Source organism: Actinomycetospora sp. C-140 (assembly GCF_054796175.1).
Genome location: NZ_JBTWNF010000010.1, coordinates 74,922 through 87,185, shown reverse-complemented (window position 1 = coordinate 87,185; position 12,264 = coordinate 74,922). Strand labels below are relative to the sequence as shown.

The window sequence follows — 12,264 nt, the reverse complement described above, 5'->3', positions numbered from 1 at the left end:
GGCGCCCACGCCCGTCCGATCACGCCTCCGCGATCTCCACCGGCTGCTCGCCCGCGATGCGCGGCGTCTCGGGCGTCTCCGGGACGTCGTCGACCGCGACCTCGGGCACCGCGTCCTCGCCGAGCTCGGGCACCTCGCGGTCGGGCACGCGCGGGAGCGGGTGCTGCGGCACCGGTGGCACGTCGTCGGCCGGCTCGTCGCGCCCGGCCCGGCTGTGCGTCTGCGTCATGGCCACCTCCGTACGGCGAGGTCCTCACCCGAGGCTACGGGGCGGGCGGCGATGGGAGCATGACGCGATGCGACGGGGCGCGGGCGCGGATGCCAGCGGCGACACCGGCACGGCCCGGCTGGCAGGGCTGCCGCCGGTGCGGGCGGTGCCGGCCGAGGACGTCCGTGCCGCGCTGGCCGGGACACCGACCGTGGTCGTCCTCGACGACGACCCGACCGGCACGCAGACGATCCGCGACCTGCCGGTCCTCACGCGGTGGTCGCCCGAGGACGTCGACTGGGCCCTCGCCCAGGGCACGCCCGCGTTCTTCGTCCTGACCAACACCCGCAGCCTCGGCCCCGACGACGCCGCGGCGCGGGACCGCGAGGTCGTGCGGACCTGCCTCCAGGTCGCCCGCCGCCGCGGCATCGAGGTCGTGTTCGCGAGCCGCGGCGACTCCACGCTGCGCGGGCACTTCCCGCTCGAGACGGACGTGATCGCCGACGAGAGCCGGACGCGTGGCCCCGTCGTCCTCGCCCCCGCCTACACCGACGCCGGGCGGATCACCCTCGACGGCGTGCACTGGCTGCGCGACGGCGATCACCTCACCCCGGTCGCCGAGAGCGAGTTCGCCGCCGACGCCACGTTCGGCTACCGGTCCTCCCGGCTCGCGGACTGGGTCGCGGAGAAGAGCGGCGGCGCGATTCCTGCCACCGACGTCGCCGAGGTCGGGATCGAGGCGCTGCGCGCCGGACCGGTCGCGCTGCCGACGGCCCGGGTGGTCGTCCTCGACGCGGTCGTCGACGACGATCTGCGCGCCGCGGTGCTCGCGATCCTCGCCGCGGAGCGCCACGGCTCGCGGTTCGTCTACCGGGTCGGGCCGTCGTTCGTCCGCGCCCGCGTCGGGCAGGCCGAGCAGGCGCCGATCGGCGACGCGGAGCTGGCGTCGATTGTCGGGCACGGGCACGGCCTCGTCGTCGTCGGCTCCCACGTCGGCCGCACGAGCCGCCAGCTCGACCGGCTCGCCGGGCGCCGCGACCTGGCCCGCGTCGAGATCGACGTCCCGCGGGTGCTCGACGGGGACGCCGGGCACTTCGAGGACGCGGTCGCCGCGGTGACGGCGTCGCTCGCCCGACGCACCACCGTCCTGAGCACCTCCCGCACGGTCGTCACCGGCCGCGACGAGGCCGAGAGCCTGGACATCGCGCGGCGGGTCAGCGCCGCGCTCACCGGCGTCGCCGGCCGGGTGGCGGGCTCGAGCGCCTACGTCCTGGCCAAGGGCGGGATCACGTCCTCCGACGTGGCGACGGAGTCGCTGCGCGCCGACCGGGCCTGGGTGCGCGGCTCCCTGCTGCCCGGGATCGTCTCGCTCTGGGCACCGACCACCGGCCCGCCGCTGGTGGTGTTCGCCGGCAACGTCGGCGACGACGATGCCCTCGCCGACGTCGTCGACCGTCTGGAGGCCGCGGCATGCGCGTGATCGTCACCGGCGGAGCCGGGTTCCTCGGGAGGCTGCTGTGCCGCCGCCTGCTCGCCGGGCCGGTCGGGATCGGCGGGGCGGCGCCCGCGGACGTGGCCCGGCTCGTCGTCGTCGACCTCGTCGCGCCCGCCGACGACATCGCCGCCGACCCGCGCGTCGAGCACGTCGCGGGCGAGCTCACCCCGACGCTCGGCGAGGAGGCCGACGCGATCTTCCACCTCGCCGGCGTCGTCAGCGGGGCCGCCGAGGCCGACTTCGACGCCGGCATGCACACGAACCTCGACGGGACGCGCGCGGTGCTGGAGTACGCGCGGGGGCACGCCACGCCGCCGGTGCTCGTGTTCACCAGCTCGCTCGCGGTGTTCGGCAGCGACCCCGCGATCGGACCCGTCGGCACCGTCGACGACGACACGCTCCCGCGCCCGCAGTCGAGCTACGGGATCCAGAAGTTCGTCGGCGAGCAGCTCGTCGCCGACTACACGCGCAAGGGCTTCGTCCGCGGCCGGTCGGTGCGGCTCATGACGGTGTCGGTGCGCCCCGGCCGCCCCAACGCCGCGGCGTCGAGCTTCCTGTCCGGGATCATCCGCGAGCCGCTGGCCGGCGAGCGCGCGGTCTGCCCGGCGCCGCCGGACATGCCGGTGGCGCTGTCCTCGCCCGACCGCACCCTCGACGGGATCCTCCGGGCCGCCGAGGTCGACGACGCGACGTGGGGCAGCCGCACGGCGATGAACCTCCCCGCCCTGACCACCACCCCGCGCGAGATGACCGCGGCCCTCGACCGCGTCGCCGGGGCCGGCACCAGCGACCTCGTCGACTGGGTCGAGGACCCGGCCGTCGTCGCGATCGTCGGCAGCTGGCCGCCGCGCTTCGAGACGCCCCGCGCCCACGCGCTGGGGCTGACCGCGGACACCTCCTACGACGACGTCGTCCGCGCCTACCTGCACCGATGAGCAGGGACGAGCACGGACGACGCCGCCGGAGGGGCCGGGGAGCCGGTCAGGCGGTCAGGCGCTGGCCTTCGGCACGCCCTGACCCGGGTCGATGCGCACCGGGCCGTTCTTGCTCGGCTTGACGTCGAAGTCGAAGATCCCCGTCGGGATGTAGACCGTCGAGCACGAGTTCGGGATGTCGACGACACCGGAGAGACGGCCCTCGATCGGCGCCGCGCCCAGGATCATGTACGCCTGGATGTCGGAGTAGCCGAAGGTCGTCAGGTAGTCGATCGCGTGCAGGCAGGCCCGCTGATACGACAGGTGCGAGTCGAGGTAGCGCTGCTCGCCGTCGAGCGTCACCGACGTGCCGGAGAAGGCGATCCACTCGCTGTACTGAGGGTCCGTGTTGCCCGGGATGAAGATCGCGTTCTCGGAGACGCCGTAGGTCTGCATGCCACCCTTGATCAGGTCGACGTGCAGGTCCATGAACCCGCCCATCTCGATGGCGCCGCAGAAGGTGATCTCGCCGTCGCCCTGGGAGAAGTGCAGGTCGCCCATCGACAGGTTGGCCCCGTCGACGAACACCGGGTAGAAGACGCGGCTGCCCTTGGTGAAGTTCTTGATGTCCTGGTTGCCGCCGTTGTCCCGCGGCGGGGCGGTGCGGGCCGCCTCGTTGCGCGCCCGCTCGAAGTCGTCCCCGGTCAGCGACCCGAGGATCGCGGAGTCCGGCTGGGGCGGCAGGGCCAGCGGCGGTACGCGCTGGGGGTCGGTGTCGATGAGGGCCTGCTCGCGGGCGTTCCACTTCCGCAGCAGGTCGTGCGACGGCGCGGTGCCCATGAGGCCGGGGTGGACGATGCCGGTGAACGACACGTTCGGGACGTGCCGCGACGTGGCCTTCCCGCCCGTGAAGTCCCAGATCACCTTGTAGGCGTCCGGGAACTGCTCGGTGAGGAAGCCGCCGCCGTTCCGCGTCGCGAACACCCCGGTGTAGCCCCAGCCCTGCCCGGCGAGCGGACCGGAGTCCTCCTGCGGGATCGGGCCGACGTCGAGGATGTCGACGATCAGCAGGTCGCCCGGCTGCGCGCCCTCGACCGCGATCGGGCCCGACAGGACGTGCACCGAGTTGAGCGGCGCGTTGAGGATGTCGTCGGCGGAGTCGTCGTTGACGATCGCGCCGTCGAACCATTCGCGACAGTCGACGCGGAAGACGTCACCCGGCTTGACGTGCACCTGGGCGGGGACGTCCGGGTGCCACCGGTTGTGGCCGACGATCTCCTGTTCGGTGAACTTCTTGTTGCTGTCGAGAGGGAAGACCTTCTTGGGCATCGGAGCTCTCCTGAGATCGTGCGGGGTCTGGAGCCGATCAGGGACGCGGCAGCGCGGCGGTCCGCGGGTCGAGGCGCGGACGCGGCGTGCGAGCCGGGCGGGCCGGCGGCGTGGAGACGACCTCGGGCTCGGTGCGCGAGGCCTCGGCGCGGTCGATCGCGGCCATCCGGCTGGGGTCGGCGTTCGCCAGTCGCGGTGCGGTGATCATGCGCGGGGCGTCGGCGCCGCACGTCGGGCAGGCGACCGCGGGTGGTGCCGTACCGAGCGGCCGCATCACCTCGACGGGCCCGTCCGCACGGCACCGGTACGCGTAGAGCGGCATCTCCTGCGACTCCCTTCGTCGTGGGTCCCGGGGAACCGCCGAGGCGGATGTGTCGCTCAAGAATTAGTTTCCTAGGAAAGTTAGCGACGTCGCGTCGGCGCTGTCAACGGCCCTCCTCGGCCGTCGCGCTCCGGGGTCGGGCGGCTACAGCTGCTGGACGACGTCCCAGGTCAGGCCGTCGGCGACGGCGAGGAACACCGCCTGTCGCAGGTGCCGGTCGCGCAGTTCGACCGTGCCGCGCGGGCTCTCGTACGCGAGCCCGTCGGCCACCGACATCATCGCCGGCACCTGCGTCGACCCGGCCCGGCGCATCAGTTCGGTGAGCAGCCGGACGCCCTCGTAGCAGGACTCCCCGAGGCTGTTCAGCACCGGTGCGTCGTCGCCGAACTCGCGGAAGTACGTGGCGGCGAACTCGAGACCGGAGCTCGTCGCGAGGTCCTCGAAATAGCCCGCCGACGTCATGAGGCCCCGCGTGCTCTCCGGGCCCGAGGCGAGCAGGACGTTCTCCTCGATCAGCGAGCTGAACCGCAGGATGTCGCGGTCGAGCCCGGACCCGGCGAAGGCGCGGTTGAACGCGACGGCGTCGTCGCCGATGAGCAGCATCAGCACCGCCTCGCAGCCGCTGGCCTCGACCCGGCGCAGGACCGTCGAGAAGTCCGAGGTGCCGAGCGGCACGAACATCTCGTCGCAGACGGTGCCGCCGATGCGCCGCAGGTAGCGGGCGGCGGTCGACGCCGAGCGGCGCGGCCAGACGTAGTCGTCCCCGACGATCGTCCAGCGCCGGACGCCCGCCGTCCCGGCGAACCAGTCCAGGGTGGGACCGAGCTGCAGATCGGGCGTCTCGCCGGTGAGGAACAGGCCCGGCCGGTCCTCGCCCCCTTCGTAGAGGGCCGTGTAGGCGTACGGGACCCGGCCGCGGATCCGGGGCGCGACAGCCTCGCGGACGGCCGAGATGTGCCAGCCGGTGACGGCCTGGACGGCACCCGCGCTGACCAGCGCGTCGACCTCGATCGCCACCTCGGCGGGGCTGCGGCCCCCGTCCACCGGCACCAGGTTCAGTTCCCGGCCGAGCACACCACCCTCGGCGTTGATCTCCTGCACGGCCAGCGCGGCGCAGCTCTCGCAGGAGGGCCCGAAGATCCCGGCCGGCCCCTGGAGGGGCACCACCAGGGCCATGTCGAGCACGTCGCCCCCGCGCGACGGTCGCGCCGTCCCCGGCCGGGGAAGCGGCGTCTCGGTCATCGTTCGACGCTAGCGAGCGGGCCTCGGCCCGGTACTGCTCCGATCGTTGGAGTCGTCCGCACCCGGTGGAGCCGCCCCGCCGCGGACCGACCCCGGAAGAGTCGTTCGACCCGATTTCGCCGCTACCATCGTCGCCGTGCCAGCCAGCGCGGAACGCTCGCCGCGAGATGGCGACGAGTCGCTCCGCCTCCTCTCGCTCGTCGAGCGCACCCTCACGGGTCGACTCGAGGAGGCGCTGCGGAGCCAGGGTTCCAGCCTCGACCAGTGGCGGATCCTGCGCCTGCTCGCCGACCGCGGCGGGTGCCCCATGAGCACCGTCGCCGACCACGTGCTGCTGCTGGCACCCAAGCTCAGCAAGCTCGTCGACCGGATGGTCGCGGCGAACCTCGTCCTGCGCCGGCGTGACCACACCGACCGCCGTCGCGTGCTGATCGTCGTCTCGGCCCGCGGCCGGCGGGCCCTCGCGGACTGGGACGCGGCGACCGCCGAGGTCCGCGGCCAGTTCCGCGACCTCCTCGGGGCCGACGCGGAGCTGTTCGAGCAGCTGCTGCAGCGCCTCCAGAACGGGATCGCCCCGGCCGGCGTCGACCAGCCCGTGGCCACCGAGGCCTGATCCTTCGGCGGTCGGCGAAGCGACCCGGACCTACGGTGACGGCATGACGGTCACCGCCGCCGCCCGGGAGCGCGCCGAGCGCTTCGCCCGCGCGCACGAGCGCCTGTTCCTCCTGCCCAATGCGTGGGACGCGGGCAGCGCGCGTCTGCTGGCGTCGCGCCCGGGCACGGTCGCGATCGGGACCTCGAGCGCGGCCGCGGCGGCCACGGACGGTCTGCCCGACGGCGAGAGGATCGACCGCGACGAGGCGCTCGCCGCCGCGGCCGCGATGGTCGACGCGGCCGGCGACGTCCCGGTCACGGCCGATCTGGAGGCCGGCTTCGGCACGACACCCGACGAGGTGCACGCGACCATCACCCGGGCCGTCACGGCCGGAGCGGCGGGTGTGAACATCGAGGACACCGACCCCGCGACCGGCGCGCTGCGCGACGTCGGGCTCCAGACAGAGATCGTCGCCGCGGGCGTGGCGGCGATCCGTGCGCTCGGGTCGGTCGCGGTCCTCAACGCCCGCACCGACGTCTTCTGGAACCCCGTGGGCGAGGCCGACCACCGCGTCGGTCTCGCCCTCGACCGGCTGCGCCGCTACCGCGAGGCCGGGGCGACGTGCCTCTTCGTGCCCGGGGTCCAGCGCACCGGGACCGAGCTGGGCTCGGTGGAGCGGGTCCTGACCGAGGTCGTCGACGGGTGCGACGGCGCACCGGTGAACATCCTGGCCTCGCGTGACCTCGGGCTCGACCTCGAGACCCTCGCCGGGATCGGCGTCCGCCGGATCAGCTTCGGGTCCTCGCTCTACCGCGCGGCGCTCGCCCGCGCGGTCGCGATCGTCGACGACGTGTCCGGCGACGCCGGGTGGGACGCGCTCGGCGAAGCGGACCGCCTGCCGTACGGGCAGCTCGCGGAGATCATGACCGGTCCCGATCGCTGATTGCTGTTCACGGCGCGGGTCGGTGCGATCACCTGACGTGGCGATGGCGCGGTGCCCGAGCGTCACGCGAACCATTGTCCCTCGAACGCCGTAGCGATCGGAGGATGAGGCGAGAGCACACTGCTCCACGAGGCCACATCCCGAGCTGCGCCGGGGGGACGAGGATGGGCACGGAGTAGGCGGTCGGCTCGTGGCCACCGTCTTCATCAGCCACGCGAGCGCGGACACCGCGCTCGGTGAGCGGCTGCGCGGACGACTCGTGGCGGCGGGTCACGAGGTCTTCCTCGACCGGCATCCCCACGACGGCATCACCCCGGGCGAGCAGTGGGAGGAGCGCCTCTACGCCGCGTTGCGGGCAGCGGACGCGGTCGTCTGCGTCGTGACGCCCGCCTACTGCCGGTCGGCGTGGTGCACCGCCGAGGTCGTGATCGCCCGGTCCCAGGGCGCGCGGCTGCTGCCACTGCTCGCCGCGCCGGGCCCGCGGCACGACCTCCTGCGGTCGCTGCAGGAGATCGACCTGACCGCCGACGAGCAGGCGGGCGGCGAGCGGCTCGTCGAAGTCCTGCGGGGCCTCGACGCCGTCGGCGGAGGTGGTTGGCCGGACGACCGCTCCCCGTACCCCGGCCTGGACCCGTTCGACGACAAGACGGTCCGGGCGTTCTTCGGCCGCGAGGACGACGTGCGGCGTCTCACCGCGGCGCTGCGTACCCCGGCCGCGCGGGCCGACGCGGAGATCCACGTCGTGGTCGGTCCGTCCGGGTGCGGCAAGTCCTCCCTGGTCCGGGCGGGTCTCCGCCCCGCCGTAGCCGCCGAGCCGGACGCTCTGACGCTCGACCCCTGCCGGCCAGGCCGGGACCCGGTCGGCGCGCTCGTCCGGGAGCTCGCCGCCGCAGCCCGCCGCCTCGGTCGGCCCGAGCGATCACTCACCGATCTCCGCCAGGTGGTGCGGGACGGACACCTGGCCGACGCCGTCGACGAGCTCCTGCTCGCCGTGCCCGGACCACGCCGCAGCCGCCTGCTGCTCGTCGTCGACCAGTTCGAGGAGCTGGTCACGCAGGCCGACGACGCGGCGCGCGCCGACTTCCTCCGGGCGATCGTGCCGACGCTCGGCCGACCTCTCCAGGTGGTCGCCGCGCTGCGGCCCGAGTTCCTCGACCAGGTCCTCTCGAGCACCGAGATCGCCGATCTGCCGAAACACCTCCACACCATCGCGCCGCTGCGGCGGGAGGCCCTGGTGGCGGTGGTCGAGCGGCCCGCGCAGCTCGCAGGACTCCATCTCGAGGACGGACTCGTCGACAGGCTGGTGGACGACACCGGGACCGGTGACGCCCTCCCCCTGCTCGCCTACGCCCTGGCGCAGCTCACCGACAGCGCGGTCCACGACGGGCACTACCGCGGCGCGCACCTGACCCACGCCCGGTACGACCAGCTGGGCGGGGTCGACGGAGCACTGACGCGGCAGGCGGACCAGGCACTCATCGCGGCGACGCAAGCCGGCGGGCGCGGTCGCGACGCGGTCGTCCGTGAGCTCCTGCGGCTCGTCGTCGTGGACGAGCGCAGGCGCCCGCTGCGATCACGCGCGCCCCGGCATGAACTGTCCGCCCCGGCCGCTCGAGAGCTCGACGAATTCGTCCGCCGGAGGCTCCTGACGACCGGGTCCGACCCCGTCGGCGGTCACGTCGTCGTCGAGGTCGCGCACGAGGCCTTCCTGAGCGCGTGGCCACCGCTCGCCGAGGCGATCGATCGGGAGTCCACTGCGCTGCGCGCCAAGCGCCGGGTCGAGCAGGCCGCCGCCGACTGGGAGGCGCGCGGAGGCGGCGCGGGTGGGTTGTGGGAAGGGACGCAGCTCGCCGGCGTCGTGGGCGACCTCGGCGCCCACACCGACCGATGGCGACCCGGCCGCCGAGCCGGCCTCGCCACCGACCGGATCGAGGTGGGCCCCGGCGTCCGGAGCTTCCTCCTGACGAGCATGACCCGTGACCGGCGACGGCGCCGTCGCGGCGTGGCCGTGCTCTCGGCCCTGCTCCTCCTCGCGGTCCTGGGGGGCACGCTGGCCGTCGTCCAGGCGGATGCGGCGACGACCGCCGAACGCCAGGCCGTCGCCCGACAGCTGCTCGTCCAGGCCGACGTGGCGCGACCGACCGACACCCGCACCGCGCTGCGACTCGGCCTGGCGGCCGCGCACATCGCGCCCGACGCCGCATCGACGGCGAACCTCGTCGACACCCTGGGCCACACCCAGTACGCGCGCACCCTCCCGCAGAGCAGCGGCATCGTGACCACCGCCTACTCCCCCGACGGCGCCACGCTGGTCACCGGCGACATGGACGGCCGGGCCACCGTCTGGGATCTCGCCGACCCGGAGCGCCCGGCGGCGGTCGGGGCCGCGCCGGTGCACCAGGGCTACGTCTACGACGTCGCGTACTCGCCGGACGGCCGGACCGTCGCCACCGCAGGCGCGGACGGCACGGTCGGGCTCTGGGACATGACGGATCGCCGAGCACCGCGCCGGCTCGGGACGCCGCTGGGAGGCCACACCGCCGAGGTCCACGCCGTCGCGTTCTCGCCGGACGGGCGCACGCTGGCGTCGGTCGGCTTCGACGGGCGGCTGATCCTGCGCGACACCACCGACCTCGAGCGCCCGGCGACGACGGCCGAGGTCGCGACGGGCCACGTCGGCCAGGTGTTCGGGGTCGCCTTCTCGCGGGACGGAGGCACCGTGGCCACGTGCGGTGCCGACCGCACCGTTCGCCTGTGGAACGCCGCGGACCGGTCGCGTCCGACGGCGCTGGGCACACCGCTGACGGCCGTCAGCGCCGTGTGGTCGGCGGCGTTCGCTCCCGGCGGAGCCACGGTGTCGGCGGTCGACCAGTCCGGGGACCTCGCCACGTGGGCCGCCGACGGCTCCGGTCGCGTCGTCGGCGAGCCCGTCCGGGTACACGCCGGCCCGGCGTACCAGGTCGCCTTCTCACCGGACGGGACGATGCTCGCCACGGCCGGGGCAGACCACGAGGTCGGGCTCTTCTCCGCGGCCGACCTCAGCCGCCCCACCCGGCTCGGCGATCCGCTCCGCGGCCACGCCGACCAGGTGTACTCGGTCGCCTTCGCCCCGGGTGGCCGCTGGCTGCTCTCGGCGGGCGCCGATCGCACGGCGGTGCTGTGGGATCTCGCCGGTCCGCCCCACGCGACGTCCCTGGGCACCGTGGTCGCCGGCGGCCCCGGGGAGAGCCGCGCGATCGCCGCATCGCCGTCCGGCGATCTCCTGGCCACCGGCGGCCGCGACGCCGTCGTCCGGCTGTGGGACGTGGCCGACCCCGCCCGCCCGCGTCCTGCAGGAGCTCCGATCGGCGCTCCCGCCGAGGTCCGCAGCCTCGCGATCTCACCGGACGGCCGGATCCTCGCGATCGGTGCCGCGGACGGCTCGGTGACGCTCGGGGCGCTCGACGGACCCACGCACCTCCGCGGCGTCGGGGTCCTGCCGGCGGTCGGTGGAGCCGCGAACAGTGTGGCCTTCTCGCCGGCCGGCGGGACGCTCGCCGTCGGGCACGACGACCGCAGCGTGGCGTTGTGGAGCGTCGCCGATCCGGCGCGCCCGGCTCCGGTCGGCGGTCCGGCGTTCGTGCACACCGGTCCCGTCCACTCGGTCGCGTTCTCCCCCGACGGCGCACGGCTGGCCAGCTCGGGCGCCGAGGGTGCCGTGCTGGAGTGGGACGTCTCGCACACCACAGGGCCGCGGGCGATCCCGCCCGGGCTGACGGCCGGTGGGGCGCCGGTGTTCAGCGTGGCGTTCGCGCCGAGCGGAACGCTGGCGAGCGGGGGCTGGGACGGTGCGGTCCTCGTGTGGGACCGGTCGACGTCCGGTGCGCCGCGCCGCACACCGGCCCCGTCGTCCGACGGCGGCGCCGTCTACACCGTCGGGTTCAGCGGAGACGGCGCGACGCTGGTCGCCGCGGGCTCGGCGGGGTCGGTCACCCTGTGGGACGTGTCGGTCCCCACGGGGCCGCGGGTCCTGGGCCGACCCGTTCCTCCGGCAGGGTCACCGATCGCCGCGCTCGGACTCCCCCGCGACCGGCCGTGGGTCGCCGCCGCCGGCGCGGACGGGGTCGTCCGGCTCTGGGACGTCGCACCGCTGCGAGACCTGCACGTCGACGCCGCGGCGCGCGCCTGCGCGATCGTCGGCGGCGGCCTCGATCCCGCCGCGTGGGCCGCGGCCGTCCCGAGCCTCGCTTTCGAGGAGTCCTGTCCCCCGTCGGGCTGACCCGTCCGGCGGATCATCGTGTACGGCTAGGGCACGAACAGCGCACTCATCGTCGTCTCGCCGCTCGGCCCGCCCGAGAGCGGATGACCGACGAACAGCTCCGCCCCGGTGACGAGCAGCAGGGCGAGCGCGAACACGCCCACCGCGCTCAGCACCAGACGCGGCACGCTGGGGCCGGCCGTGCGTCGGGGTGTCGCGAAGGGCACCGTGCGCTGGGAGTCGGTCACGAAAAGATAACGAGACACCCGCCCGGGTGATACGCCGCGGAGGTTCCGGTGGATCGCGCTGCTCTGCTCGACGGTGTCCGCGGGGTCTGCGCAGCCCTGCCCGAGGTGGGAGAAAGGCCGACCCACGGGGCGCCGACCTGGTTCGTGCGCCGCCGGTCGTTCGCGAAGTTCGTCGACCCCAAGGAGCACCGGTTCGACGAGCCCCACGTCGCGCTGTGGGCGGCGGCGCCGCCCGGCGCCCGGCAGGAGCTGGTGGCCGCCGACCCCGAGCAGTTCTTCCCCCCGCCCTTCGGCGGCCGCGACTGGATCGCCCTCCGCCTGGACCTCCGGCCCGACGGCCCGGACTGGGCCGAGGTCCGCGAGGTGCTCACCGACGCCTACCGCGAGGTGGCTCCGCAGACCCTCGTGGCGCTGCTCGACGGGCTCGCGGGGAAGGGACCGTGATCCCGCGGCCGTGACGGCCACGGGACCACAGCACTCAGAGCGCGCGGACCGAGTCCGCCTGGAGGCCCTTCGGGCCCTCGCTGACCTCGAAGGAGACGCGCTGGCCCTCGTCGAGCGACTTGAAGCCGCTGCCCTCGATCGCCGAGTAGTGGACGAAGACGTCCTTGCCGCCGTCCTCCGGGGCGATGAAGCCGAAGCCCTTCTCGGAGTTGAACCACTTGACCGTGCCGTCGGACATACATCCTCTTTCGTGTCGGGCGACGGGTCGACAACCGCCCGTCGAAGCT

General features: G+C 74.5%; 12 protein-coding genes. 6 read left to right on the top strand and 6 right to left on the bottom strand.

Going from position 1 to position 12,264, the window contains the following annotated elements:
* Positions 1-19 precede the first annotated feature (19 nt).
* Positions 20-229 (bottom strand): hypothetical protein, encoded by a 210-nt coding sequence (locus tag ACR9E3_RS17735; protein ID WP_460381776.1) that lies wholly within the window; start codon positions 227-229, stop codon positions 20-22.
* A 67-nt stretch (positions 230-296) separates the two neighbouring features.
* On the opposite strand from ACR9E3_RS17735, the gene ACR9E3_RS17730 reads away from it, so the two are divergent.
* Positions 297-1,688 carry a four-carbon acid sugar kinase family protein gene (locus ACR9E3_RS17730; protein ID WP_460381774.1) on the top strand — a complete coding sequence of 464 codons (1,392 nt, stop codon included), beginning with the start codon at positions 297-299 and terminating at the stop codon, positions 1,686-1,688.
* Positions 1,679-2,638: a D-erythronate dehydrogenase gene (gene denD / locus ACR9E3_RS17725; protein ID WP_460381772.1), complete on the top strand. Its 960-nt coding sequence runs from the start codon at positions 1,679-1,681 to the stop codon at positions 2,636-2,638. The genes ACR9E3_RS17730 and denD overlap by 10 nt, the downstream gene beginning before the upstream one ends.
* Positions 2,639-2,692: 54 nt before the next feature.
* On the opposite strand, the gene fmdA is transcribed toward denD, so the two are convergent.
* The 3 genes from fmdA to ACR9E3_RS17710 form a co-directional block, all read right to left on the bottom strand.
* Positions 2,693-3,946 carry a formamidase gene (fmdA, locus tag ACR9E3_RS17720; protein ID WP_460381770.1) on the bottom strand — a complete coding sequence of 418 codons (1,254 nt, stop codon included), beginning with the start codon at positions 3,944-3,946 and terminating at the stop codon, positions 2,693-2,695.
* Between the two features lie 37 nt (positions 3,947-3,983).
* Positions 3,984-4,268 carry an FmdB family zinc ribbon protein gene (locus ACR9E3_RS17715; protein WP_460381768.1) on the bottom strand — a complete coding sequence of 95 codons (285 nt, stop codon included), beginning with the start codon at positions 4,266-4,268 and terminating at the stop codon, positions 3,984-3,986.
* 144 nt (positions 4,269-4,412) lie between these two features.
* A complete protein-coding gene (locus ACR9E3_RS17710) occupies positions 4,413-5,444 on the bottom strand; it encodes a substrate-binding domain-containing protein (RefSeq protein WP_460381981.1) in 1,032 nt (343 codons plus the stop codon).
* Between the two features lie 202 nt (positions 5,445-5,646).
* Between ACR9E3_RS17710 and ACR9E3_RS17705 the strand changes: the two genes are divergently transcribed.
* The 3 genes from ACR9E3_RS17705 (at position 5,647) to ACR9E3_RS17695 (ending at position 11,306) form a co-directional block, all read left to right on the top strand.
* On the top strand, positions 5,647-6,123 hold the full coding sequence (locus ACR9E3_RS17705) for a MarR family winged helix-turn-helix transcriptional regulator (RefSeq protein WP_460381766.1): 477 nt from the start codon (positions 5,647-5,649) through the stop codon (positions 6,121-6,123).
* A 43-nt stretch (positions 6,124-6,166) separates the two neighbouring features.
* On the top strand, positions 6,167-7,048 hold the full coding sequence (locus ACR9E3_RS17700) for an isocitrate lyase/PEP mutase family protein (RefSeq protein WP_460381764.1): 882 nt from the start codon (positions 6,167-6,169) through the stop codon (positions 7,046-7,048).
* Positions 7,049-7,238: 190 nt separating this feature from the next.
* Positions 7,239-11,306: an nSTAND1 domain-containing NTPase gene (locus tag ACR9E3_RS17695; protein WP_460381762.1), complete on the top strand. Its 4,068-nt coding sequence runs from the start codon at positions 7,239-7,241 to the stop codon at positions 11,304-11,306.
* Between the two features lie 26 nt (positions 11,307-11,332).
* On the opposite strand, the gene ACR9E3_RS17690 is transcribed toward ACR9E3_RS17695, so the two are convergent.
* A complete protein-coding gene (locus ACR9E3_RS17690; protein WP_460381760.1) occupies positions 11,333-11,533 on the bottom strand; it encodes a hypothetical protein in 201 nt (66 codons plus the stop codon).
* A gap of 48 nt (positions 11,534-11,581) precedes the next feature.
* Here ACR9E3_RS17690 and ACR9E3_RS17685 point away from each other — a divergent pair, with 48 nt between their 5' ends.
* Positions 11,582-11,977 (top strand): MmcQ/YjbR family DNA-binding protein, encoded by a 396-nt coding sequence (locus ACR9E3_RS17685; RefSeq protein WP_460381758.1) that lies wholly within the window; start codon positions 11,582-11,584, stop codon positions 11,975-11,977.
* A gap of 34 nt (positions 11,978-12,011) precedes the next feature.
* Here the strand turns inward: ACR9E3_RS17685 and ACR9E3_RS17680 are convergent, their stop codons facing one another.
* Positions 12,012-12,215 carry a cold-shock protein gene (locus tag ACR9E3_RS17680; RefSeq protein WP_460381756.1) on the bottom strand — a complete coding sequence of 68 codons (204 nt, stop codon included), beginning with the start codon at positions 12,213-12,215 and terminating at the stop codon, positions 12,012-12,014.
* Positions 12,216-12,264 lie beyond the last annotated feature (49 nt).

Coding starts and splice junctions, on each gene's coding strand:
- ACR9E3_RS17680 (WP_460381756.1), bottom strand. CDS start 12,215: ATGTCCGACGGCACGGTCAAGTGGTTCAACTCCGAGAAGGGCTTCGGC.
- fmdA (WP_460381770.1), bottom strand. CDS start 3,946: ATGCCCAAGAAGGTCTTCCCTCTCGACAGCAACAAGAAGTTCACCGAA.
- ACR9E3_RS17730 (WP_460381774.1), top strand. CDS start 297: ATGCGACGGGGCGCGGGCGCGGATGCCAGCGGCGACACCGGCACGGCC.
- ACR9E3_RS17735 (WP_460381776.1), bottom strand. CDS start 229: ATGACGCAGACGCACAGCCGGGCCGGGCGCGACGAGCCGGCCGACGAC.
- ACR9E3_RS17700 (WP_460381764.1), top strand. CDS start 6,167: ATGACGGTCACCGCCGCCGCCCGGGAGCGCGCCGAGCGCTTCGCCCGC.
- ACR9E3_RS17710 (WP_460381981.1), bottom strand. CDS start 5,444: ATGGCCCTGGTGGTGCCCCTCCAGGGGCCGGCCGGGATCTTCGGGCCC.
- ACR9E3_RS17715 (WP_460381768.1), bottom strand. CDS start 4,268: ATGCCGCTCTACGCGTACCGGTGCCGTGCGGACGGGCCCGTCGAGGTG.
- denD (WP_460381772.1), top strand. CDS start 1,679: ATGCGCGTGATCGTCACCGGCGGAGCCGGGTTCCTCGGGAGGCTGCTG.